Origin of the sequence: Methyloligella solikamskensis, assembly GCF_042676065.1 — a bacterium.
Classification (GTDB): Bacteria; Pseudomonadota; Alphaproteobacteria; order Rhizobiales; family Methyloligellaceae; genus Methyloligella; species Methyloligella solikamskensis.
In genome coordinates this window covers 1,229,359-1,252,779 of record NZ_JBHTJO010000001.1, presented here as the reverse complement: position 1 = coordinate 1,252,779, position 23,421 = coordinate 1,229,359, and the positions used below count along the sequence as shown (strand labels likewise).

Annotated in this window: 19 protein-coding genes; 10 read left to right on the top strand and 9 right to left on the bottom strand. The window is 64.5% G+C overall.

What is annotated here, in order from left to right:
- Positions 1–256 precede the first annotated feature (256 nt).
- The gene (locus ACFQ2F_RS06030) at positions 257–3,379 is read left to right on the top strand and encodes an autotransporter outer membrane beta-barrel domain-containing protein (RefSeq protein ID WP_379087196.1); all 3,123 of its coding nucleotides are present in this window, start codon (positions 257–259) and stop codon (positions 3,377–3,379) included.
- A gap of 10 nt (positions 3,380–3,389) precedes the next feature.
- Here the strand turns inward: ACFQ2F_RS06030 and ACFQ2F_RS06025 are convergent, their stop codons facing one another.
- Together ACFQ2F_RS06025 and ACFQ2F_RS06020 are read right to left on the bottom strand one after the other, a co-directional pair.
- A complete protein-coding gene (locus ACFQ2F_RS06025) occupies positions 3,390–3,899 on the bottom strand; it encodes a DM13 domain-containing protein (protein ID WP_379087193.1) in 510 nt (169 codons plus the stop codon).
- 80 nt (positions 3,900–3,979) lie between these two features.
- Positions 3,980–4,249 (bottom strand): usg protein, encoded by a 270-nt coding sequence (locus ACFQ2F_RS06020; protein ID WP_379087190.1) that lies wholly within the window; start codon positions 4,247–4,249, stop codon positions 3,980–3,982.
- 231 nt (positions 4,250–4,480) lie between these two features.
- Here ACFQ2F_RS06020 and groES point away from each other — a divergent pair, with 231 nt between their 5' ends.
- The 3 genes from groES to ACFQ2F_RS06005 all read left to right on the top strand — a co-directional run bounded on the left by groES (position 4,481) and on the right by ACFQ2F_RS06005 (position 7,219).
- Positions 4,481–4,795: a co-chaperone GroES gene (gene groES, locus ACFQ2F_RS06015; RefSeq protein WP_379087187.1), complete on the top strand. Its 315-nt coding sequence runs from the start codon at positions 4,481–4,483 to the stop codon at positions 4,793–4,795.
- A 43-nt stretch (positions 4,796–4,838) separates the two neighbouring features.
- Positions 4,839–6,479, top strand: a complete 1,641-nt coding sequence (groL, locus tag ACFQ2F_RS06010) for a chaperonin GroEL (RefSeq protein ID WP_379087184.1) — start codon at positions 4,839–4,841, stop codon at positions 6,477–6,479.
- A 293-nt stretch (positions 6,480–6,772) separates the two neighbouring features.
- The gene (locus ACFQ2F_RS06005) at positions 6,773–7,219 is read left to right on the top strand and encodes a glyoxalase superfamily protein (protein WP_379087181.1); all 447 of its coding nucleotides are present in this window, start codon (positions 6,773–6,775) and stop codon (positions 7,217–7,219) included.
- A 61-nt stretch (positions 7,220–7,280) separates the two neighbouring features.
- On the opposite strand, the gene ACFQ2F_RS06000 is transcribed toward ACFQ2F_RS06005, so the two are convergent.
- The 3 genes from ACFQ2F_RS06000 to ACFQ2F_RS05990 form a co-directional block, all read right to left on the bottom strand.
- Entirely contained in the window at positions 7,281–8,513 is a 1,233-nt protein-coding gene (locus tag ACFQ2F_RS06000; RefSeq protein ID WP_379087178.1) for a CCA tRNA nucleotidyltransferase, read from the bottom strand.
- Between the two features lie 64 nt (positions 8,514–8,577).
- Positions 8,578–8,838: a DUF6111 family protein gene (locus tag ACFQ2F_RS05995; RefSeq protein ID WP_379087175.1), complete on the bottom strand. Its 261-nt coding sequence runs from the start codon at positions 8,836–8,838 to the stop codon at positions 8,578–8,580.
- A gap of 111 nt (positions 8,839–8,949) precedes the next feature.
- A complete protein-coding gene (locus ACFQ2F_RS05990) occupies positions 8,950–9,501 on the bottom strand; it encodes a DUF1285 domain-containing protein (protein WP_379087172.1) in 552 nt (183 codons plus the stop codon).
- 206 nt (positions 9,502–9,707) lie between these two features.
- Between ACFQ2F_RS05990 and ACFQ2F_RS05985 the strand changes: the two genes are divergently transcribed.
- The 4 genes from ACFQ2F_RS05985 to ACFQ2F_RS05970 are packed head-to-tail and all read left to right on the top strand — an operon-like array spanning position 9,708 to position 16,700.
- Positions 9,708–10,706 carry an AAA family ATPase gene (locus ACFQ2F_RS05985; RefSeq protein WP_379087169.1) on the top strand — a complete coding sequence of 333 codons (999 nt, stop codon included), beginning with the start codon at positions 9,708–9,710 and terminating at the stop codon, positions 10,704–10,706.
- Between the two features lie 26 nt (positions 10,707–10,732).
- A complete protein-coding gene (locus ACFQ2F_RS05980) occupies positions 10,733–11,665 on the top strand; it encodes a DUF58 domain-containing protein (RefSeq protein WP_379087166.1) in 933 nt (310 codons plus the stop codon).
- On the top strand, positions 11,662–14,610 hold the full coding sequence (locus tag ACFQ2F_RS05975; protein WP_379087163.1) for a DUF4159 domain-containing protein: 2,949 nt from the start codon (positions 11,662–11,664) through the stop codon (positions 14,608–14,610). Before ACFQ2F_RS05980 ends, ACFQ2F_RS05975 begins: the two co-directional genes overlap by 4 nt.
- Before the next feature lie 2 nt (positions 14,611–14,612).
- Positions 14,613–16,700 carry a hypothetical protein gene (locus ACFQ2F_RS05970; RefSeq protein WP_379087160.1) on the top strand — a complete coding sequence of 696 codons (2,088 nt, stop codon included), beginning with the start codon at positions 14,613–14,615 and terminating at the stop codon, positions 16,698–16,700.
- Here the strand turns inward: ACFQ2F_RS05970 and ACFQ2F_RS05965 are convergent, their stop codons facing one another.
- A complete protein-coding gene (locus ACFQ2F_RS05965; protein ID WP_379087157.1) occupies positions 16,701–17,234 on the bottom strand; it encodes a GNAT family N-acetyltransferase in 534 nt (177 codons plus the stop codon).
- Positions 17,235–17,580: 346 nt separating this feature from the next.
- Here ACFQ2F_RS05965 and wrbA point away from each other — a divergent pair, with 346 nt between their 5' ends.
- Both wrbA and ACFQ2F_RS05955 read left to right on the top strand, forming a co-directional pair.
- A complete protein-coding gene (gene wrbA / locus ACFQ2F_RS05960; protein ID WP_379087154.1) occupies positions 17,581–18,222 on the top strand; it encodes an NAD(P)H:quinone oxidoreductase in 642 nt (213 codons plus the stop codon).
- A 37-nt stretch (positions 18,223–18,259) separates the two neighbouring features.
- Entirely contained in the window at positions 18,260–19,240 is a 981-nt protein-coding gene (locus tag ACFQ2F_RS05955; RefSeq protein ID WP_379087151.1) for a glutathione S-transferase family protein, read from the top strand.
- Positions 19,241–19,250: 10 nt separating this feature from the next.
- On the opposite strand, the gene ACFQ2F_RS05950 is transcribed toward ACFQ2F_RS05955, so the two are convergent.
- The 3 genes from ACFQ2F_RS05950 to ACFQ2F_RS05940 form a co-directional block, all read right to left on the bottom strand.
- Positions 19,251–19,733, bottom strand: coding sequence for an NUDIX domain-containing protein (locus tag ACFQ2F_RS05950; RefSeq protein ID WP_379087148.1), 483 nt, complete (start codon positions 19,731–19,733; stop codon positions 19,251–19,253).
- 101 nt (positions 19,734–19,834) lie between these two features.
- Positions 19,835–22,534 carry an autotransporter domain-containing protein gene (locus ACFQ2F_RS05945; RefSeq protein ID WP_379087145.1) on the bottom strand — a complete coding sequence of 900 codons (2,700 nt, stop codon included), beginning with the start codon at positions 22,532–22,534 and terminating at the stop codon, positions 19,835–19,837.
- A gap of 393 nt (positions 22,535–22,927) precedes the next feature.
- Positions 22,928–23,353, bottom strand: coding sequence for a hypothetical protein (locus tag ACFQ2F_RS05940; RefSeq protein WP_379087142.1), 426 nt, complete (start codon positions 23,351–23,353; stop codon positions 22,928–22,930).
- Between the last annotated feature and the right edge of the window lie 68 nt (positions 23,354–23,421).

The window sequence follows — 23,421 nt, the reverse complement described above, 5'->3', positions numbered from 1 at the left end:
CCTTGCGCGGCGCCCTCTAGGCCCTTGGTCTGGCAACCTGGGCCGCCAAATTCTCCCGAACGACGAGAGATATAGAGCAACTCAACCAGGACATCTTGCCGTCTCGGTTGCAATATTATCCCCATCAAAAACACGCAAGGTATGCGACAGTTAAGACATTGAAGAAGCAAGAAAAATTCCGCTAGAGTCGACCCCGGGGTTAGCGGCGGATTCTCCTTGAAGCGGGGAGATGCGGGTCGCTCCTTCGGGGGACGACATGCGGAAAATCTTCAACATCGCGCACTTCGAAAGAAGCGCTGCCATTGGTCTGATCGCCGCGGCTCTTGGGGCTATCGCCACCGCCGCGCCCGCTCAGACGGTCATCGACAGCGACACGGACGGGTCTCGAACCACGTACAACAACGGCGTGCGTGTCGAGAACGGCGCCGAACTCACCGGATCGGCCATCGCGATCGAGTCGAGCGGCGGAGTCCCCGGTCTCAACGTCATCGAGTCGTCTTCGGCCAACATCGCCCAGAGCGGCATCACCACATTCGACGATCAGAGCTACGGTATTTTGGTCGAGAGCGGGGCAGTCACGGGCCGGGATCTCGACATCGTCACCAACGGGCTCCACGCCTATGGCGTCTACGCCGACGTTTCGGGCGCGGACACGGCAAAGGTCAATCTGACGGGCGGCTCGATCACCACCGCCAATGCCAAGGGCCAAGGTGCCCAGGACGGCGACGGCTCTCGGGGCTATGCCATCCTCGCAGAAGGCAGCGGCGCGAGCGTCACGACGAATGGAACGACCATCCATACCCTGGGCCAGCGCGCCTATGGCGCTTACGCGATCAATGGCGGCGCGGTCACTCTGAATAAGGGCTCAATCAAGACCGAAGGGTTCATGGGCTACGGGGTCTATGCCTCCGGCGCCGGGTCGACGCTGACGGCGAACAACGTGAACATCACCACCACGGGCTATGTGGGTACGGCCGCCTGGGCCTATGCCGGCGGACGCACCAACCTGAACGGCGGCACCCTTCATGTTTACGGCGGATCCAATCCGGGATCACCGCACGAAAGCGCGAATGGCTTGATGGCTCTCGGCGGGACCGGCGGCTCGGGCAACGGCGTAATCGTTGCGAAGAACGTGACCGTGATCACCGAGGGCGCGAACAGCATCGGCGCCCTGGCCGGCGGAGGTGTCGGCGCCGGCGACACGTCCGGCACCCTCGAGCTCAGCAACACCTCAATTCGCGTCCGCGGCGAAGATGCCGACGCCGCGCGTGTCGTGACGGGCAGCACACTCACCGCGACGAATTCAACCCTGATCTCCGAGAAAGGCATCGGAGTGCGCTTGGTGGACAGCGCCAAGGTGACCTTGAACGGCACCCGTGTCGAGGCCGCTGACGCGACCTTCCGCTCGAAATTCGAACAGTCGGGGCAAATCCAGACGATCACCCTCGGCAACGGCAGCGTGGCAACCAAGAACAACGGCGTGCTGCTTCAGGTGAAGCGCGACGCCGCCGGCCAGGACGGCCAAGTCAACCTGACCCTTGAGGACGGCTCGACGAGTTCCGGCGACATCGTCGACACGGACCCAAAGAGCGGCGGCTACACCGATGTCTATCTCGGCGCCCAGGCAGACTGGACCGGCAGAACATTCGGCGTCCGCAACTTCGAGACCGCGGCCGGGTCCGACGCCACGTTCGACGAGTATTTCGAGATCAACGGCGATATCGACGCCAACAACTCGACCTACACCTTCAGTCAGCAGGGCGGCAAGATCGCCGGAAACGTCACCCTGACCAACGGGTCGTCGACCACCGGCGGCTCGATCCCGAGACGCGTTATCGTAGGCGGCAACGTCATCGTCGACCGGACGTCGACCCTCGGCGGCAACTGGCGCATCGGCGGCGATCTAAACAGCGCCGGCACCATCTCTCCGGGGAATTCCATCGGCGTGATCAACGTGGGCGGGGATCTGAACATGACCTCCAGCTCCGTTTACGAGGTCGAGGTCGATCCGGACGCCAGCGCTCAGAACCGCCGCGTCGAAGTGATCATCGTGGGCGGCACGGCAAACCTCGCCGGGCGGGTGGCGGTGAGCTCGCTGAGTGGCGGCTATGCCCTCAACGAAACCTATACGATCCTGACCGCAGGCAGCCTTGCTGGCACCCGCTTCGACAGCGTGGGCCTGAAAGACGGCAGCGTCTTCCTGATGCCCACCCTCAGCTACACGGCCACCGACGTGATGCTGACCATCGACCGTAGCAACGTGGCCTTCGCCTCCGTGGCTGACACCCGTAACCAACGGTCGACCGCCTGGGCTCTCGACAGCCTGCCCCTCGACAGCGCGGTGATCGAATCCCTGGTCTTGCTGAACGGGTCGGACGCCCGCCGGGCCTTCGACAGCCTGTCCGGCGAGATCCACGCCTCCGTTCAGACCACCCTCATCGATGACAGCCGCTTCGTCCGCAACGCGGCCATGAACCGGATCTCCGACGCGTTCGACGACTCGGCCGCCCCGGCCATGCCGACCATGAGCTATCTCGGCCATAGTGCCACCGACGGCCTGACGGCGTGGGGTCAGGGCTACGGCTCCTGGGGTTCGTGGGACGGCAGCGCCAACGCCGCCTCCGTCGACCGCTCCATCGGCGGCTTCGTGGTGGGCGTGGACGGCGCGATCAATCCAAACACGCGGTTGGGTGTCCTGGCCGGCTACGCCAATAGCTCAATTGACGCCGATGCGCGGCTTTCCAGCGCCGATGTCGACACGACCAACCTGGGCATCTATGGCGGCACCCAGCTCGGCGGGCTCAACCTCCGCGGCGGTCTCGCCTATGCCTGGTACGGCATCGACACGAGCCGCAACGTAGCCTTTCCGGGATACGCTGACTCTCTGAACGCCGACTACGATGCCCATAGCCTCCAGGCCTTCGGCGAGGCCGGTTACCGTCTCGCCGCAATGCCGGCCAACATGGAGCCCTTCGTCGGCCTGGCCCATATCAATCTCGACAGCGACGGCTTCCGGGAGAGCGGAGGGGCGGCGGCGCTCCAGGCCTCCGGCCAGTCCGCCGACACCACCTTCACTACCCTCGGCCTGCGTGCCTCCAGCCAGAGCCTGATCCAGACCATGCCGCTGACCGCGCGCGGGATGATCGGTTGGCGCCACGCTTTCGGCGATACGGATCCGTCTGTGGTGTTCGCCTTCACCGGCGGCAGCTCGGCCTTCGATGTGGTTGGCGCACCGCTTTCGGAAGACGCGCTAGTGCTAGAAGCCGGCCTCGATCTTGAGGTCGGCAGCATGACCACCATGAGCGTGAGCTATTCGGGCCAGATGGGCGAAGATTCCAGCGATCACGGCATCCAGGGCGACGTCACCCTCCGCTTCTGATCGGGGGTGGCTAGAGTGCCTTCTTCTGCCCTGAGCCTGCCTCAAAGGTCAGATCGGCCGGCGAGATCAGCACGGAAAATTGCTGGCACCAGATCACCACGCTCGGGTATTTCGTCAGGTCGACGCCCGCGGGGATCTCGTATTTCTGGCTACCTTCGAAGGCCCGCAAGCGCCCGAGATCCACATACATGGTGTCCTCGACATCCGCCTCGCTGCGCACCTTCTTAGCCGGCACGAGATAGACGTGATAGTCGGGCCCCGGCCCCACCTCGAAATCCTTCTCCAGGAAAAGAACGTCTGGATAGACGCTGACCTTGCCCTTTCCGTAATGGACGGGGTCGGACGGGTTGGCGTGAATGAAGGTGCCTTGGGCAACCAACTCCCCGGCTTCCGCTTCCGTCAGCGTGTCGGTGCCAGCCGGCGGCGGAAACAGATACGGGAAGACGAACAGCCCCGCCGCAAACCCGATGATGACGCCGAGCAGAACGCCGACGACCAGCCCTTTCAGCCAATGCCACATGATGTCTTCCCCAAACATCGGAAAATGTCGGGAAAGACTGCCATGGGCCCGAAGGGAAGGCTAGCGGCGCGAGAGACGGCTCACTGCAACCGGAGCTCGCCTTCGACGAAATCGAACTCCGTCGGCGAGATGAGCCGCTTATGGGCAACCCGCACCCGGTAGAGCGGCCCCTCCAGATTCTCGTCCCAGAAGGCGAGGAAATCCTTCAGCTTCGGGAAGCGCGGCGCCATGTCGTAATCCTGCCAGATATAGCTCTGGAGCAGGCGGTTATGGTCGGGCAACCGGTAGAGGATTTCGGCGGTGGTGAGGGAAAAGCCACAGAGCTGGGAAACGAGCGCGTTGTCAGTCATCGAAAAGCCCCTGCTTTGGTCTTGTAAGACTCAAAATTAAATCGTCCCGCGCCGACCATGTCCAGGTTTTATTGAGAGATTTCAGGCAACTAGCAGCCGTCTGGCTAGGCTGCTACCAAGCTGGCACTCTCCTATTGAAAGTGCTAACAACTGTCGCTACATAGCCGCCGAACGGGCCGGTATTTCTAGCGCCCGATCAACGGGAAAATTTGGTTAGAGGAGAACAAAGCCATGCAGTTTCGTCCGTTGCATGACCGCGTCGTCGTGCGCCGTCTTGAAGAAGGCGAAAAGACGAAGGGCGGAATTATCATTCCCGAGACCGCCAAGGAGAAGCCCTCCGAAGGCGAAGTCGTCGCCGTGGGCCCCGGCGCCCGCGACGAGAAAGGTCAGGTCCAGCCGCTCGAGGTGAAGGCCGGCGACCGCGTTCTGTTCGGCAAGTGGTCGGGCACCGAGGTCAAGATCGACGGCGAGGACCTGCTCATCATGAAGGAGAGCGACATCCTCGGCATCCTCGAGGGCACCGCGTCCGCCAAAAAGGCCGCGTAACCAACACGCTGCATAATTTCATTTCATTCACGGAGAACGAGCCATGTCTGCAAAAGACGTGAGATTTTCCCAAGACGCCCGCGAGCGCATGCTCCGCGGCGTCGACATCCTAGCCAATGCGGTCAAGGTGACCCTCGGCCCGAAAGGCCGCAACGTGGTGTTGGAGAAGTCCTTCGGCGCGCCCCGCATCACCAAGGACGGTGTGAGCGTCGCCAAGGAAATCGAACTTGAGGACAGGTTCGAGAACATGGGCGCCCAGATGGTGAAGGAGGTCGCTTCCAAGACCAACGACACCGCTGGTGACGGCACCACCACCGCCACCGTCCTCGCACAGTCCATCGTCAAGGAAGGCCTGAAGTCGGTCGCGGCCGGCGCCAACCCCATGGACCTGAAGCGCGGCGTCGACATGGCCGTTGCCAAGGTCGTCGAGGAGCTGAAGTCCAAGTCGAAGAAGATCACCGGCTCCGGCGAGATCGCCCAGGTCGGCACCATCTCCGCCAATGGCGACGCCGAGATCGGCCGCCTCATCTCCGAGGCCATGGAGAAGGTCGGCAATGACGGCGTGATCACCGTCGAGGAAGCCAAGGCGCTCGAGACCGAGCTTGAGGTCGTCGAGGGCATGCAGTTCGACCGAGGCTACCTCTCGCCCTACTTCATCACCGACGCCGAGAAGATGCGCGTCGAGCTGGAGAACCCCTACATCCTCATCCACGAGAAAAAGCTCACCGGGCTTCAGACCATGCTTCCCCTCCTGGAAGCCGTGGTCCAGTCCGGCCGTCCGCTTCTGATCATCGCCGAGGACGTCGAGGGCGAGGCCCTGGCCACCCTCGTGGTCAACAAGCTGCGCGGCGGCCTGAAGGTCGCTGCCGTCAAGGCGCCTGGCTTCGGCGATCGCCGCAAAGCCATGCTCCAGGACATCGCGGTTCTGACCGGCGGTCAGATGATCTCCGAGGATCTCGGCATCAAACTTGAGGGCGTGACCCTCGACATGCTGGGCCAGGCCAAGAAGGTCCAGATCACCAAGGACGACACCACCATCGTCGATGGCGCCGGCGACAAGAAGGAGATCGAATCCCGCGTCTCCCAGATCCGCGCGCAGATCGAGGAGACCTCGTCGGACTACGACAAGGAGAAGCTGCAGGAGCGTCTGGCGAAGCTCGCCGGCGGTGTTGCGGTGATCCGCGTCGGTGGTGCCACCGAGGTCGAGGTGAAGGAGAAGAAGGATCGCGTCGACGACGCGCTCAACGCGACCCGCGCAGCCGTGGAGGAAGGCATCTCCCCCGGCGGCGGCGTGGCTCTGCTCCGCACCGTGAAGTCCCTCGACGGGCTGAAGCCTGAGAACGAGGACCAGAGCGTCGGCGTGAACATCGTTCGCCGCGCGCTTCAGGCGCCGATCCGCCAGATCGCCGAGAATGCCGGCGAGGATGGCGCGGTCGTGGCCGGCAAGGTGCTCGAGAAGGACGATTACGGCTACGGTTACAACGCCCAGACGGGTGAGTATCTCGACCTGGTCAAGGAAGGCGTGATCGATCCGGTCAAGGTCGTGCGCACCGCGCTGCAGGATGCAGCCTCCGTCGCCGGCCTCCTGATCACCACCGAGGCCATGGTCGCCGAGCATCCCCAGAAGAACCCTGCTCCGGCCATGCCGGGCGGCATGGGCGATATGGGCGGCATGGGCTTCTAAGCCACGCACCCAAGCCTCTTTGAAACGAACAGGCCGCGTCCCTCAACCTGAGGGGCGCGGCTTTTCTTTTGGCCCCTGCCACGCCCGATTGACAGCGGACCGGCGGCTCCCTATCTACCGCTTCGGGTGAAGGCCCCAGCCGCTCGCAAGCACACGCTTAAGGTAGAGCCCTTCCTACAAGACGACACATCGGCCCGATCGCAACCCAGGCATCCGGCGCAGATGGCAAGGCGAGCCCCATCGGGAGCGATTGCTCCACCATCGTCGGCATGCGGAATTGCGAGAGGTTCGCGATGACGACGCCCATTACACTGCCGCCCCTATCCGACCTGAAGACCGAGGCACGCCAGCTCCGGCAGGACCTGGCCGCCTTCGGCACCACCATCAGCCATGGACAATCCCTGGAGCGTATAGCCAATCGCCACGGCTATCGTGACTGGAACACGCTCCACGCAGCGCTGGGAAACCGGCCGCCCCGCAGGCCGCTGGCCCTCGGCACGAAGGTGCGGGGTCATTATCTCGGCCAGCCCTTTACGGGTGAGCTCGTCGCCATCCAGCAGATGGGACCATCTGGCCGTGTCCGCATAACGGTGCAGTTCCAAGAGCCCGTCGACGTTGTGACCTTCGACAGTTTCTCGGCCTACCGGCAGCGCGTCTCCTGCATTGTCGACGAGACGGGCCGCACCACCGAGAAAACCTCGGACGGTCGGCCACACATGGAACTCGACCCGATAGCCTAAGCGGGGACCAAGGAAGGCGGCGTTTTCGAACGCCGTCTTCTCTCGCCGTCAAGCCTGACCGCTACGCCTTCGAGGCAGCTTCCGCCTGCTTGAGAAGGACCTCGCGCTCGCCTTCAAAGCCAGCCTCGATCCAGGTCCGCTCGACCACTCGCAAGATGCGGCCCACCTGAGGCCCGCTGGGCACGCCCATCGCCATCACATCCTCGCCCTTCAGGGGAAACTCCGGCGCCTGCCAGCGGTCGGGAAGCTCATAGGCGGCCGTCCACGCATCATCGTCCGGCGCAGCCCCCTCCTCCATCCAGGTCGTCAGCACCCGCCGGCGATAGGAGTCCGGCCCAAGCCGATAGAGAAGATGCTTGCCGGTCGCCTCGTCCGGCGCCTTTTCGATCTGCAGCACGTCGACGACCTCTTCGAGAACGGCAGATTCCGCATTGCTCAGGCGGAACCGCTCCGTGAGCCGTTCCAAATCGTCTTCGACGTAGACGGCAAGCGCCGCCAGCCGCAGGGCAGCATTGGGCGCCGCGCCCACCACCGCCTCGATCTCGGCGAGCCTGTCGAATTGCGGCAGCCGCGGCGCGCTCCCTAAGATCTGCGGCAGCAGCCCATAATCGTAGAGAAGCCCGACAACCTCTTTGGCGCGCGGCGCCACGAGCAGGCGCTTCATCTCGCCCCAGACCCGCTCCGCCGAGAGTCCGTCGAGCCCGTCGCGAAGCCGGACGCACGCGGAAAGCCCGTCTGCGTCGATCGTCCCCTTCCCGTAAATTGCAAAGAACCGGAAGAAGCGGAGGATGCGCAAATAGTCTTCTGCGATCCGCGCCGCCGGATCGCCGATGAAGCGGATACGCCCCGCTTCCAGATCCTCATAGCCGCCAAGCGGATCGTGGACGGTGCCGTCCGCATCCGCATAAAGCGCGTTCAGGGTGAAGTCCCGCCGGCTCGCATCGGCCGCCCAATCGGTCGTGAAGCGCACGGTCGCGTGACGGCCATCCGTCTCGACGTCCTCCCGCAAGGTCGTGACCTCGTGGCCAACGCCATCGGTCACCACCGTCACCGTGCCATGCTCCAGCCCCGTGGGCACCGCCTTCAGCCCGGCCGCTTCCGCCAGCTTGACCACCTGCTCTGGCTCCGCCGTGGAGGCAAAATCAACCTCCGCCACGTTGAGCCCCATGAGGCCGTTGCGCACGGCGCCGCCGACAATTCGCGTCTCGGCACCGTCCTTGTTCAGCGCGGCGAAGACGGCTTGCGTCGCAGGCGCCTTGAACCAAGGCGCATCTTTTACCGATGGAAGGGACATTCTCTACGTCAGGAATATTCTACGTTCAGAAATGCGCTCACACGCCTATCTTGAGCGACAACGCTCATTCGACATAGCCAGGTTTGATGACGCCATCCTCATAGACCGGCGGATGATATTTGGCGCCCGGAGCGCCGCTGTCAAAGGACACCAGCCACACCATGCCGATGAAAAGCAGCGCGAAGCCCGCAGCGAGCAGCCAGAGAATCGGCACGTTGTCCCAAGCCGAAGCGCTGTTGGCGTTCTTGGTCAGCAGGACATAGCCCGCATAAGCGATAAAAGGCAGTGAAAACAGCAGGATATTGATTAGAAGAACGCGCAGCATATAAGACCGTCAGCCTCTCTTATCCTCCCATGAGCCATTCGCTCCGTGACCAGCATAACGGGCGCGGGCGCTCAAGGCGACAGCGTGCAGAGCCTTCCGCCTCGATTGATCTTATTCGCTCTCGGGAAAGGCGAAGAAGCTGCCGCCGCTCCAGATGCCGAGCTGGCTGTCCTTCTCCGCCGCGAGCTCGACGAGATCGTAGAACACCGAGCGCGCAATTCGCGCTTCGAGCGCGCCCCGCACCCGCACGAACGGCGTGAAGCTGCCATCGTCCTCGGGCCGGAAGCTCAAGGGATGCTCCCCATCGGCCGTCACCTCGTCGTCGAGATTGGTGCGGAAGGTCAGGGCCTGATCCTTCCCCTCTCCTTCGACGGTCATCTCCACTGCGACAAAGGGCGAATCCTCCACCTCGACGGACACCTTCTCGACCGGGGTCACGAGATAGTGAACGCCGTCCTCTTCCTTCCGGAGCACCGTGGAGAACAGCTTGGAGAGGGCGATCCGCTTGATGGGACTACCCTGGTAGTACCAGGTGCCGTCCCGGGCGATTTTCATGCCGATATCGCCGCAAAACTCCGGGTCCGGCTTGGTCTTCTTCGGCGCTTCGCCGCCCCGGATCTTGGCCAGCTCTTCCGCTGCTTCCTGTTGCCTGTCTTGAGCCATGTCTTGAACCGCATCCCTGGCTATGAACAAAATTTAATCCCTGGAGCCCGCGATCGCCCCTAGATTGCTTGGTCAATCAGCTTCAAGCGGTCACTATTGTAACCAAATTGCCGCCGAGACTGGTGATCCACACGCTGTCCGGCCGAGTATTCAATTCGATCGCTCCGGGCCTTTTCTTTTCGCCCGACGAACCCACGACGGTACGCATGACAATATCCAACCCGACTGAAGACGAACTTGTCGACCTGATCGAGGAGGTCGGCGGCAAGATCCAGGATGTGCGCGAAGCCACCAGCTCGGTGATCTTCGGCCAGGAGAAGGTCATAGACCTGACCCTCATCACCCTGCTCTCCGGCGGCCATGCGCTCCTGATTGGCGTGCCGGGCCTCGCCAAGACCAGCCTCGTCGAAGCGCTCGGCGCCGTGCTCGGTCTCGACAACAAGCGCATTCAGTTCACCCCGGACCTAATGCCCTCAGACATTCTCGGTTCCGAGGTGCTGGAGGAAAGCCCGGGCGGCGAGCGCAGCTTCCGCTTCGTGGCCGGCCCCGTCTTCACCCAGCTTCTGATGGCCGACGAGATCAACCGCGCCAGCCCCAAGACCCAGTCGGCGCTGCTTCAGGCCATGCAGGAAAACCATGTCAGCGTGGCGGGTCATCGCCACGACGTGCCCCAGCCGTTCCACGTGCTGGCGACCCAGAATCCGCTGGAGCAGGAGGGCACCTATCCCCTGCCCGAAGCACAGCTCGACCGTTTCCTGCTGCAGATCGACGTCTCCTACCCGGATGAGCTTGCCGAGCGCCGTATGCTCATGGCGACCACCGGCGTGGATCGCCGCGAGCTCCACACCATACTCAGCGCCGAGGAGTTGATGCTGGCCCAGAGCCTGGTGCGACAGCTTCCCGTCGGCGATCAGGTGGTGGACGCGATCCTCCAGCTGGTCCGCTCCGCCCGTCCGGGCCAGACCGCCAATGCAGAGCTCGACGAGCTGATCGCCTGGGGGCCCGGGCCCCGCGCCAGCCAGGCGCTGATGCTGGCCGTCCGCGCCAAGGCGATGATCGAGGGGCGGCTCGCGCCCTCCGTCGACGATGTGGTCGAGCTCGCCGAGCCGGTGCTGAAGCACCGCATGGCGCTGACCTTCACGGCGCGCGCCGAAGGCATCCACATTTCGGATCTGGTGGCCCGCCTGGTCGAGCCGCTGCAATAAGGATCACTCTTCGATAGGATCGCTTTTTGGCCCAGAAAATGGCCCACACGCTACCGCCTGAGGTCACCGAGGCGCATAGCCTCGCCGACCGCATGCCTGCGCTTCTTCTCGAGGCCCAGCGTGTCGCCCACACGGTGACCTACGGAACCCACGGCCGCCGCCGTGCCGGTCCCGGCGAGACCTTCTGGCAGTTCCGCTATTTCGACGAGAACGATTCCCTGTCCGGGATCGACTGGCGCCGCTCGGCAGGCTCCGACCATCTCTATGTGCGCGAGCGCGAATGGGAGGCAGCCCACACGGTCTGGCTCTGGACCGATCTCTCCCCTTCCATGCAGTTCCGCTCGTCCCTTTCCGGCACCTACAAGGATAGCCGCGCGGCCGTTCTGGCCCTGGCGCTTTGCGAGCTTCTGATCCGCGCCGGCGAACGGGTCGGCTTCCTGGGGCACGCGCCCATGACCGGCCGCCACGCAACGCGGCGCCTCGCGGAGATCCTGGTGCGCGAATCCCAGCGCGGCGGCAGCTTGCCCCCGGCAGCGCCCCTCAACCGCTTCTCCGAGTGCATTTTGTTGAGCGACTTCCTTGAACCCGTCGCCGACACGGCAAAGGCCGTCGAGGCCATCGCGGCCCAGGGCGTGCGCGGCCACATGATCCAGGTCTTCGATCCCGCCGAAGAGACGCTTCCCTACGAGGGGCGCACGGAGTTCACCGATGCGGAAGGCGGCGACCGGGTCATCGCCGGACGCGCTGAGAACCTGCGCGAGGCCTACGCGGAACGCCTGCAGGATCACCGCGACGGGCTAAACGCGCTCGCAAGGCGCCTCGGCTGGTCTGTCTTCCTGCACCACACGGACCGCCCAGCCGGAGAGGCGCTTCTGTCGATCCATAACCGCCTCGCCGGGCTGGAGCAGAGCTACCAGTTCCGTCAGCCCACCGCCCGCGGAAGCGAGCCGGCGTCATGATCACCCTGGGTTCCCTCGGCATATTGCAGCCCTGGGTGCTGCTCGGCCTGGCCGCGCTCCCCGCCATCTGGTGGCTGATGCGGCTCACCCCGCCGAGCCCCCAGCGCATCAACTTTCCGCCGACCCGGCTCCTGAAGGATCTCCAGACCACCGAGGAGACCCCGGCCCACAGCCCATGGTGGCTCACGCTTCTGCGCATGTTGCTCGCAGCGCTCATCGTGCTCGCCCTCTCCCAGCCCGTGCTCAATCCGGAGACCGATACCGCCGCCGGCGAAGGTCCGCTGCTTCTGGTGGTCGATAACGGTTGGGCCAGCGCCAGCCATTGGGCAGAGCGCCGCGAAGCCATCACCGCCGCCCTCGACGAGGCCGCCCGCGAAGGCAAGCCCGTGGTTCTCGCACCGACCGCAAAAGGCGAGACCTTGAGCGAGCCAGACGATGCGGGCCGGGCGCGCGAGCGCGCCGCGGGACTCGCACCGAAGCCTTACGCGCCGGACCGCGCGGGCCTGGCGGAGAAGCTTGAAAGCCAGCTCGGCGACCGTACCGATTACAGCGTGCTGTGGCTCACCGACGGCATCGATTACGGCGCCAGCGAAGCGTTTGCCGAAACCCTTGCCGGCCTCGCCGGCGGCACCGGCTCCTTGCGCATCCTGCGCCCCGGCAGGGAGGACGCCCCGCTTCTGCTGGGCCGGAGCACCGGCGATGCCACGGCCCTACAGGCCAAGGTCACCAGTGCCGCCGAAGGCCCACGCTCCGGCACGGTGCAGGCCCTCACAGCCCGCGCCGAGCCCCTCGGTGAGGCCGCCTTCCGCATCCCCGACGGCAAGCGCGAGGCGACCGTCGAATTCGACCTGCCGCTTGAGATCCGCAACCAGATCGCGCGCCTCCAGATCCGGGCCGAGACCTCCGCCGGCGCGGTGCAGCTTCTCGACGGCCGCTCCCAATGGCATCGGGTCGGCATCATCTCCGGCGAATCCCGGGAAGCCGCCCAGCCGCTGCTGTCGCCACTCTATTACGTGCAGCGCGCGCTCTCGCCCTATGCCGACGTCGTCACCCCGCGCGAAGCAAACGTCACCCTCGCCGTGGAAGATCTGATCGACCAGAATGTCTCCACCATGGTGCTTGCCGATATCGGCAAGCTGCTGCCCGCCACCCAGGAGGACCTGGAAGAATGGCTCGGCGCCGGCGGCGTGCTGATCCGCTTTGCCGGTCCGCGCATGGAGCAAGGCGGCGACGAGCTGCTGCCTGTGGTCCTCCGCCGGGGCGGCCGGTCGTTGGGCGGCTCCATGTCCTGGAGCGATCCTCAGCCGCTCGCCGTCTTCGACGACGAGAGCCCCTTCCGCGGTCTAGAGATCCCCGACGATGTGGACGTGAAGCGTCAGGTCCTGGCCGATCCCACCGTCGCGACGGACTCTCAGGTCTGGGCACGCCTAGCCGACGGCACACCCCTGGTCACTGCCGCCCGCCAGGGCGATGGCTGGGTCGTGCTCTTCCATATCACCGCCAATTCCGACTGGTCGAACCTTCCGCTATCCGGCCTGTTCGTCCAGATGCTCCGCCGTATCGTGGCGCTCGCCCCCACCAAGGTGGAGATCGGCGATGCGGGAGAAGCGAGCACAGTCGCGGCCGGCGCCGAGGACGAGGCCGCCGCCATCAACCAGACGGCGCTGGCGCCGGTGCAGACCCTCGACGGCTTCGGCCAGCTCATACCGGCCCCGCCGGAAGCCGCGCCCATTCCCGCCAAGGAGATCGACAGCGTCACGCCGTCGCCGGAGCATCCGCCCGGGTTCTATGGCCGCGACCGCGCCACCCGCGCCCTGAATATCGGCCGTCCCAATATGCGCTTGGCGCCCATGGGCGATCTGAGCAGCGCTGCGGGCCAGACCGCCACCATCGGCGGCTATACGCTCCGCCCGCCTATGGCCCTGGAGAAGTGGCTCTATCTCGCAGCCCTTGGCCTGTTCGTGGTCGACATCATCGCCATGCTGATCCTGAGCGGCGGCATGCGCTGGCGGGGACGCCTCGGCGGATCTTCCGCGAGCCGCACTGGGAGTGGCGCCGCGGGCGCTGCCGTTATCCTGCTCGGCATCGCGCTCGTCGCCGGCAACCCCGCCGACGCTGTCGCCCAGGCCCAGTTCCTGCAGTCGCCGCCCTCCGGCAACCTGCCGGCCCAGGACGAGCCCTCCAACCAGATCACCGCCGACGACATCACGCCTGAGGAGATGTTCGGCCTCGAGTCTTCGCTCGCCACCCATCTCGCCTATGTCGAGACCGGCGATCCGGCCATCGACGAGACCAGCCGCCAGGGCCTCGCCGGCCTGTCCCGCGTGCTCACCGCCCGCACGGCGCTGGAGCCGGCCGAGCCCATCGGCGTCGATATCGAGAAGGACGACCTCGCCTTCTTCCCGGTCCTCTACTGGCCCGTGGAGCAAGACGCAGCGCCCCTGTCCGATGCGACGCTGGCCAAGGTCGACGCCTACATGAAGCAGGGCGGCATGATCGTCTTCGACACCAAGCAAGAGAACGCGAATGCGCGCCTGCGCGGCTCGGCGCTGGAGCGGCTGATCGGCAAGCTCGACATTCCGCCCCTGGAGCCGGTCCCGGCCGAACATGTGCTGACCAAGGCCTTCTATCTGATGGACAGCTTCCCCGGCCGTTGGGACGGCGGCACGCTGTGGGTTGAGGCGGCGCCTCAGACGGACGCCGAACGCGCCGTGCGCTCCCAGACCGATGGCGTCAGCTCACTCGTTATCAGTTCAAACGATTTCGCCTCCGCCTGGGCCCTGGACGATCAGAACCGCCCCCTTTACCCCGTCGTGCCCGGCGGCGAGGTGCAGCGGGAGATGGCCTTCCGCGCCGGGGTGAACATCGTCATGTATGCGCTGACCGGAAACTATAAGGCCGATCAGGTCCACGTGCCGGCTCTCCTCGAACGGTTGGGGCAGTAGTCATGAGCGCAATGTCCTGGTCCATCGAATTCCTGCCCCTCATTCCCTGGCCATTCATCGGCGGCCTCGCCGTGCTCGGCGCGCTGCTGCTGCTCGTCCTGCTCTGGCGCTCCCGCCGTGGCGCGTTGCTGCGCGGGGCGGCTTATGCGCTGCTGCTGCTGGCGCTGGCCAACCCGCACTTCAAGAAGGAAGAGCGCGAGCCCCTCAACGACGTGGTCGCCGTCGTCGTCGACGACAGTCAGAGCCAGGCTGTGGCCGGCCGCACGTCGCGCACCGCGGAGCTTCAGCAGGAGCTTGAGAAGCGCCTGGGCGAGCTGCCCAATCTCGACCTGCGGGTGATCCACTCCTCGTCAGCGGCCGACAACCCGGACCGCGACGGCACCTTCCTGTTCACCGATCTCTCCAAGGGTCTCGCCGACACCCCGCCGGAGCGCCTGGCAGGTGTCGTGACGATCACCGACGGTCAGGTCCACGATGTGCCGAAGACCGCCGCCGAGCTCAATATCGATGCCCCAATCCACACGCTGATTGCCGGCAAGAAGAACGAGTTCGACCGTCGCCTGAAGCTGCTCGCAGCCCCCCGCTTCGGCTTGGTCGGCGAGCCGCAGACCATTGAGCTTGAGGTCGAGGAGACAGGCGACCGGCCGCCCGAACCGATCGAACTCACCATCAAGCGCCAGGGCGAGGACACCGTCACCGAGACCGTTCGGGCCGGCGAGAAGATCGCCATCCCCGTGATGATCGATCATGCCGGCGCCAACATCGTCGAGATCGCCGCCCAGGTGGACCCCGACGAACTCACCGGGCTCAACAACCGCACCGTGCTCACCATCGAAGGCGTACGCGAAAACCTGCGGGTGCTTCTGGTCTCCGGCGAGCCCTATGCGGGCGAGCGGACCTGGCGGAACATGCTGAAATCAGACGCCTCGGTCGATCTCGTCCATTTCACCATCCTGCGTCCTCCGGAGAAGCAGGACGGCACGCCCATCAACCAGCTCTCCCTGATCGCCTTTCCGACCCGGGAACTCTTCCAGGAGAAGCTGGAAGAGTTCGACCTGATCATCTTCGACCGCTATCAGCGTCGGGGCGTGCTGCCGCTCGCCTATCTCGATAACGTCTCCCGCTACGTGATGCAGGGCGGCGCCGTGCTGGTCGCGGCGGGTGAGGATTACGCCTCCCCCTTGAGCCTGTTCCGCACGCCGCTGGCCTACGTGCTCCCCGCCGAGCCGACCGGACGGGTCATCAACGCGCCCTTCAAGCCCAAGCCCACCGATCTCGGTGAGCGTCATCCGGTCACCCGCGATCTTCCCGGCGGCGGCGAGAAACCGCGCTGGGGCTCCTGGTTCCGCAATGTCGAAGCCGATCCGAGCGATGCTGAGATCGTCATGGAAGGCGCGCAAGGGAATCCGCTTCTCGTTCTGGCGGAACGCGGCGAGGGCCGGGTCGCCCTGCTCCTCTCCGACCAGGCCTGGCTCTGGGCGCGCGGCTATGAAGGCGGCGGCCCCTATACGGGCCTGCTGCGCCGCCTCGCCCACTGGCTGATGAAAGAGCCGGAGCTTGAGGAGGAGCAGCTCCACGCCTCCAGCCGCGGCCAGACCATCACCATCGAGCGCCAGACCATCGAGAACGAGGTGGCGCCTGTGACGCTCTCCGGTCCGACCGGCGACACGCGCGACATTACCTTGGAGGAGAGTGAGCCCGGCGTTTGGCGCGCCCAGGTGAACGTCGCCGAGCAAGGCATCTATCAGATCTCTTCCGGCGACCTCGCCAGCGTCGTCACCGTCGGCAATGCCAACACCCGCGAGCTCGCCGCCGTGACGGCCACCGATAACGTCCTGAAGCCCATTCTCGACGAGACCGGCGGCGGCGCCTATTGGCTCGGCCGCGAAGACGATGAGGCTGACGAGATGCCGCGCATCGTGATGCTCGGCTCCAGCCAGATGATGCATGGGGACGACTGGCTCGGGCTCCATCGCCGCGAGGCCTATCGCGTGAAGGGTGCGAGCCTCTATCCGCTCTTCAACGGGTATATCGCCCTCGCCCTGCTGCTGGGTCTCTTGGCGATGGCTTGGTATCGCGAAGGCCGCTAACTAGACGCAAGCTTCCAGCGCCGCGCCTTCCGCAGGCTCGCCGAGAACGAGCCCGTTGGCGGAGGCAAGCGCCCCTTCGGCAAGCTCGCAGGCCAGCAGCCGGTGCGGATCGACCGGCCCGGGCAGCACGATCTGACCCACCGGGACCTGCTGGAATCCGAACCGGCCGTAATAGGGAAGATCGCCGACCAGGATCACCAGCCGGTGGCCGGCTGCCTTGGCCTTCGAAAGCCCCTCCTGCACCAGCGCCTTGCCGTAGCCCTTGCCGCTGAACCGCGGATCAACCACAAGCGGGCCGAGAAGCAGGGCGCCGCTCTCGCCGCCGATGGAGATGGCGGTGAACCGGATCCCGGCGATCAGCTCGTCGTCCCGACGTCCTGTCAGGCACAGCTCCGCCACGGGCGCGACGCCCTCGCGAATGCGATAAGCTGTCCGCGCGAAGCGCCCCGGACCGAATGCGTTTGCAGAGAGCTTGGAGAGCGCCGGCGTATCGGCCGCCTGCTCGGGCGTTATGATGAATTCGTTGTTTGGCATCGTCGCACAGATCGTTGGAAAGAGCGGAAAGACTCCCGCCCGGCGACGGCTGCCTCATCGACTATGCTAGATTGGGATGAGCGCGCGCGTCAGTGGCGAGGAGCCGGAAAAGCGATTCGGATCGCCCGGCCTCGTCGTCGCGAAATCGATGCTGTGTTAAGCGCGCGTTTCATAATGGCGGTGCGTTTATCATGCGGAACGAGACTGGTCTAGGGCCGTTTGCCTCATAGACGACAGACAGACTTTCTTCTTAACGCGATAATCGGGTACTGAACGCGTATCGTATAAGTAACTTTTAAGGGGGCGGATTTGAACGCGGCGAAATCGTCTCCATGCGGGGAAAACTATGGCCACCACGAAACTGCTTGTCCTTTATCACAGCGCCTATGGGCACATTGAGACCTTGGCTTACGCCGTGGCCCACGGGGCCCGCGCCGTGGACGATGTCCAGGTGACCATCAAACGGGTGCCCGAGCTGATGCCCGAGGACATCATGCGCGAGGCCGGCATGAAGGTGGAGCAGCCCGCAGACGTCGCGACACCGGACGAACTCGCCGAGTATGACGGTATCGTCTTCGGTACGCCGACCCGCTTCGGCAATATGAGCTCCCAGATGCGCAACTTCCTCGATCAGACCGGCCCCCTTTGGGTGGAGGGTGCGCTGATTGGCAAGGTCGGTAGCGTCTTCACCTCCACGAGCACCGGCGGCGGCAACGAGACGACCATCACCTCGTTCCACTCGACCCTGCTGCATCACGGCATGGTCATCGTCGGGCTGCCGTTCTCCGCGCCCGATCTCGCCGATATCAGCGAGGTGCGCGGCGGCTCGCCCTACGGCGCCAGCACCCTGGCCGCGCCCGACGGCTCCCGCATGCCGTCCCAGAAGGAGCTGAACCTAGCGAGCTTCCAGGGCCATCACGTCGCCAAGATCGCCCAGAAGCTGGCGGACGGCGAGGACGACGAAGAAGACGAGCTGGAGCTCGAATAGCCGCGCAGACGGAACTCAAGAACAATAAGAGGAAGCCATGGGACTTCTGATCGACGGCGAGTGGCACGACAAGGGCTACGACACCGAATCCAAGGGCGGAAAGTTCGAGCGCGACCCCACCACGCTGCGCAATTGGATCACGCCCGACGGTTCAGCCGGACCGACCGGCGAAGAAGGTTTCCCGGCCGAACGCGGTCGCTACCATCTCTACGTCTCCTATGCCTGCCCCTGGGCCCACCGGGCGATCATCTTCCGCAAGCTGAAAGGGCTCGAAGACATCATCTCAATGGATGTCGTGCATCCGCATATGGGTGAAGACGGCTGGACCTTCGACGAAGAGTTCGACGGCGCGACCGGCGACCGTGAGAACGGCCTTTCAATGCTGCGCGAGGTCTACACCAAGGCGGTGCCCGACTTCACCGGTCGCGTCACGACGCCTGTGCTCTGGGATAAGGAACGCGAGACCATCGTCAGCAACGAATCCTCCGAGATCATCCGGATGCTGAACACCGCTTTCGACCAGCATGGCGCCGAGGGGCCGGACTTCTATCCCGAAGAGCTTCAGGACGCGATCGATGCAATCAACGAGCCGATCTATCACAAGGTGAACAACGGGGTGTACCGGACCGGCTTCGCCAGCCGTCAGGAACCGTATGAGCGCGCCTTCAACTCTCTGTTCGACATGCTCGACGAGCTGGAAGAGCGGCTGAGCACCCAGCGCTATCTGGTCGGCAACACGCAAACCGAGGCCGACTGGCGCCTCTTCGTGACCCTGGTCCGCTTCGATGCCGTCTACTATGTGCACTTCAAGTGCAACAAACGGCTGATCGCCGAATACCCCCATCTTTCCAATTACTTGCGGGATCTTTATCAGGTCCCCGGCATCGCCGAGACGGTCCATCTGGACCACATCAAGCACCACTATTATACGAGCCATCCCTGGCTCAACCCGCAAGGCATCGTTCCCCTAGGACCCGAGCTGGACTTCACGAAGGCCCACGACCGGGACCGGTTCTAGTAGCGCTAGTCTACGTCCAGGACGCCATTACCGGCGCGCCCTCGAAGATCTCGCGTAGCCGGTTCGCTGTCCCCGTATCGATGTCCGCAGGAAGCCAATCGAGCGCGAAGAACCCCGACTCCGCGATCTCCCGCGGCCTGTGATAGTCGCCGTCCCGCGTCCAGTCCCGCACCACGAAGACGGCGATGTGATCCCGCTTCACCGCGGCGAAGTTCGTGAAGATCCCGTGCAAGGTGACAGGCCCCGTCAACGTCACGCCCACCTCCTCATGCACCTCGCGGGTCAGCGCGTCCTCGAAGCTTTCGCCCGCCTCCACGCCGCCGCCGGGAAAGCACCAGCCCGGCCGATAGGTATGCTTGATGAGCAGCACCCGGTTCTCCGCGTCGATCACCACACCTTGGGCGCCGAGCGTCATGCCCCGCTGCACCCGCCAATAGCGCCGCAGCACCGCGAGCATGATCTTGTTCCGCCAGGCGGTCAGTCTAGCGCGCATGTAAGGGATGGCCTTCCGTAGGCGGTTCGGGATCGCACCGCCTGTCTACTGCCATTCGCCTTCTGGCGTCGAGCCTCCCGCACGTGAGGGGGCGATCTAGCCTACCAGGCGACACGCATGCCGGCCTTGCCGCCGATGCCGGAGATATCGTCGCCGAAGGTGACGTCAGCCTTGGCGAACACGGTCGTGGTCTCGGAGAAGTTGAAGAAGTTCACTCCCGCCGAAACCTCACCCCAGACATCCTGCAGATCGTCCTGGAAGGTGAAAGTGGTGCCGCTCGAGACCAGGGTGGCCTGATTGTCGCCGGAGAGATTGCCCCACAGACTGCCGGTCACGAAGGGCTCCATCAGCGTCCCTTCCCAGGCCTCCATAGTGGTGCCGGTCCGCAAGCCAAGACGCCCCCGGACATTCGGGTCGTCGTCGAAGGAGATCGAGTTCCCGCCCACCGAGAACCCGTCGATATCGGCCCAGGTCACCTCCAACGTGGCAAGCGGCTCGATGAACGCGCCACCCGAGAATGATCCGAAGCGATAGCCCGCATCGGAGCGCAGACCGAACGTGTTGGCGTCGAGCGAGTCGGGGAAGCCGGCATTCCCGCCGGCCTCCAGCTCATAGAGATGAAGATTGGCCAGCGTGTCGACGAACAGCCCGCCATTGAGATAGGTGGCGTAGGCGCCGATCTGGCCGCCGCTGAAATTGAACCGGCGCGCCAGGGAGTCGTAGTCGAGATTGGCGCTCACGAAGCCGCCCAGCACGCCAAACACCAGCGCGTCCCCCGGCGACCAAAGATCCCGCTTGCCCATGTCGAGGCCCGTCTGGAAGTCGATTGTCTCGAGATCCCGGTCGAGGTTGAAGCTCACACCGCGGCCATAGGCGGTCGTCTGCACGCTGTCGTCCCGGTCGAGCCAGCCGCCGGAGCCTTTCACCCAGACCGCCGGCGTCACTGAGGACGCAGGCTCGTAGTGGGGCTCGGCCCCACCGATATAGGATGGCACGCCGGGTCCATAGGCTGCCCCCGTGGGCGTGAAGAACAGGTCGTAGTTGAAGAAACCGGCATCGACGGGCTGGTCGAGCTGGAACGCGTTCGGGTTTGGCGTAGGACCGGTCGCGGTCACGATGCGCAAGCCAGACCCGTTGAACACGCCCAGCCCGGGATTGAGATTGTTGACCTGGAGCGTGGTGACGCCCGTGGCGCTGCCCTCGATGGTCAAGCTGTCGGACGAAGAGTTGCCCGGCCCGGCCAGGACGGCATCGACCGCCAGGGTAGAGTTGCCCGAGCCCACGAAGCTCGTATCCATTCCGCCCGGCGTGTTGGAGATTGTGAAGCTGTCGCCGGCCTGCCCGTCCGCCAGCGAGATCAGACCCCGGTTCTCGAACCGCTCGAGATCTTCGAAGGACGCATTGCCGTCCACATGCACCGTGCCGCCGGCCTCGTTGCGGAACAGGTCGTCGCCCTCCCCGAAGAGACTCGTCTCCTTCGCTTCGAACAGGCCACCCGTCTGGTTGAAGAACCGGTCGCGCTGGTCCGTGAGCTTCATGTAACCGGTGATTGTGCCGGCGTTGTAGATGTCGGACGTGCCCTGGCCGTAGACGTCGATAGCGAGATTGGATGAGGCGCCGATCTCGCCGGTGTTGGTGATCGTCGTCGGATTGGCGGACTGGCTATAGACATAGATGCCCGTGCTCAACATGCCCTCAGCGTACACGGAGCCGGAATTCTCGATCGTGATGGAGCTGTTCGTGCCGGTCGTATACGCAAAGATACCGGTCGCGTAATAATCGGTCGACGACGTGCTCGCGCGGACATTGCCGCTATTCGTGATCGTGATCTCGCTCTCGTTCCCCGTCGAGCGCGCATACAGGCCGGTCGCATAATCGTCTGCGCTGGCGTCGATGTCGCCGTCGTTCACCATCTCGATGGAGCTGCGATCGCCGTCCGTCTCGGCATTGATGCCTCTGGCCTCGCCATCGGGCGCGCTCGCCTGGATCGAGGCGCTGTTGGTGATGTGGACCGCACTGTCGTTATCACGGCTCTCGGCATTAATGCCGTAGGCGTAGCCCTCAGGGCCGCTCGCCCGGATATCGCCGCTGTTGACGATATCGATGCCGCTGCCCTCACCATACGCATTCGCGTCGATGCCGAACGCACGGAAGTTGAGATTCGCAGCATCGTTTACGGCACGAAGCTCGCCGCTATTGGTGATGTCGATTGCAGCGTCGTCGCCCGTGGCCCTGGCATTGACCCCGTAGCGCGCGCCCGCAATCGCGCCGCTATTGGTGATGGAAATCGTGCTTCCCGTACCGTAGCTGTTCGCATCGAGCGCTACGCCGGGGCTTTCCAGATCCATGTCCCCGGTGTTGATGACGGTGATAGAGCCCCCGTCCGCTCCGCCAACGCCGGTCACGGCCCAGATGCCTGAATACCCGACTGTCAGATGGCCGGAGTTGGAAACGTAAAGCGTGCTGTTGGTGCCGGATGTACGCGCGTAGATCGCGGTTCTATCGCTATCTATATCGCCCGTGTTGGTGACGCTGACGGCGCTGTTGGAACCGCGCGAATAGGCGCGGATGCCGCGGTCGTCGGGCGATGTGAGGTCGCCGCTATTGTCCAAGGTGATCGGGTGACCGCCGCCATAGGTCTGCAGGTCGATGACCGGATCGCCGGAATTGTTGCGATCGAAGACGTTCTCGCAATCGATCGCCTCGGCAGCGGTATTGATATCGATCGGCCCCGGAACCGCACTAACACCTGCGTCTCCCGGGGAGCAGGTGCGGACTGCATGGGCCGGCGTCGGCGCCACGACCGGAACAAGGAGAAGCGTTGTGACGAGCGCCGTCCCTGCCAGCAGCGCCCGCCGGTCGGCGCATATGCGATGTATCGCGCCTGACCGCTCAACCTGTTTTCAGCTCGGCGCGACGATTTCCGCCGTCGCGGTCTCGCTCTCTTTCCCTGCATGGGCCCCAGCCCCCGAAATCAGCAGTCCGTATATGCAGTGCGAATAAGAAATCCGAAGGAATAATCCGACACGCTACGGTCTCGGGGCACGGCCAACTAGTGCACAAACGCAACACTGGCATGGAGATGCACAACGCCAGATCACAAATCGCTGGGAAACTCGCCAAACGTGTAGCTCGGCCAAGCGAGCCGGCCGTATCGGGCTCCGTTTCCCGCAGCCGCTATCGGAACGCGCCTCCTATTCCGTTTCCTTTAGAGCCGTCGAGCCTGGCGCCGGCGATGCGATGGGCGGGTGGGAGCCGGCGCTCGGCTGCACCGACAGGCCGAAAAGCCGCCATTGCCCATCGATGGCCTGGAAAAGCAATTCGAAATCGATCTGCATCTCGTCGCCTGGGAAGCGGCCCTGCAGATGCAGCATTCCCTTTCCCTCGTCGATAGAGGGCGGTTGGGTCAGCTCCGGCACGAGTACCGCCGTCGCCCCCAGATTGATCTTCTTGGAGCTCAGATCGGCGAAGCTGGCCGAAAGCTTCGCCGCACTATTCGCCTCCCGAAACCCCGGCGCGCCAAGATCCCGGAGCACTGTGAAGTTGCCGGTCTGTATCGCCTGATGAAGCGCAATGAGACTGTTCCGAACAAGCAGCACGATCTTCTCCGGCCCGGGCATCACCACTCTCGGCGTCGAGCGAGCAGAGCCGGCCGGCAAGCATGCAAGAAGGCTCAGACAGACAGCGA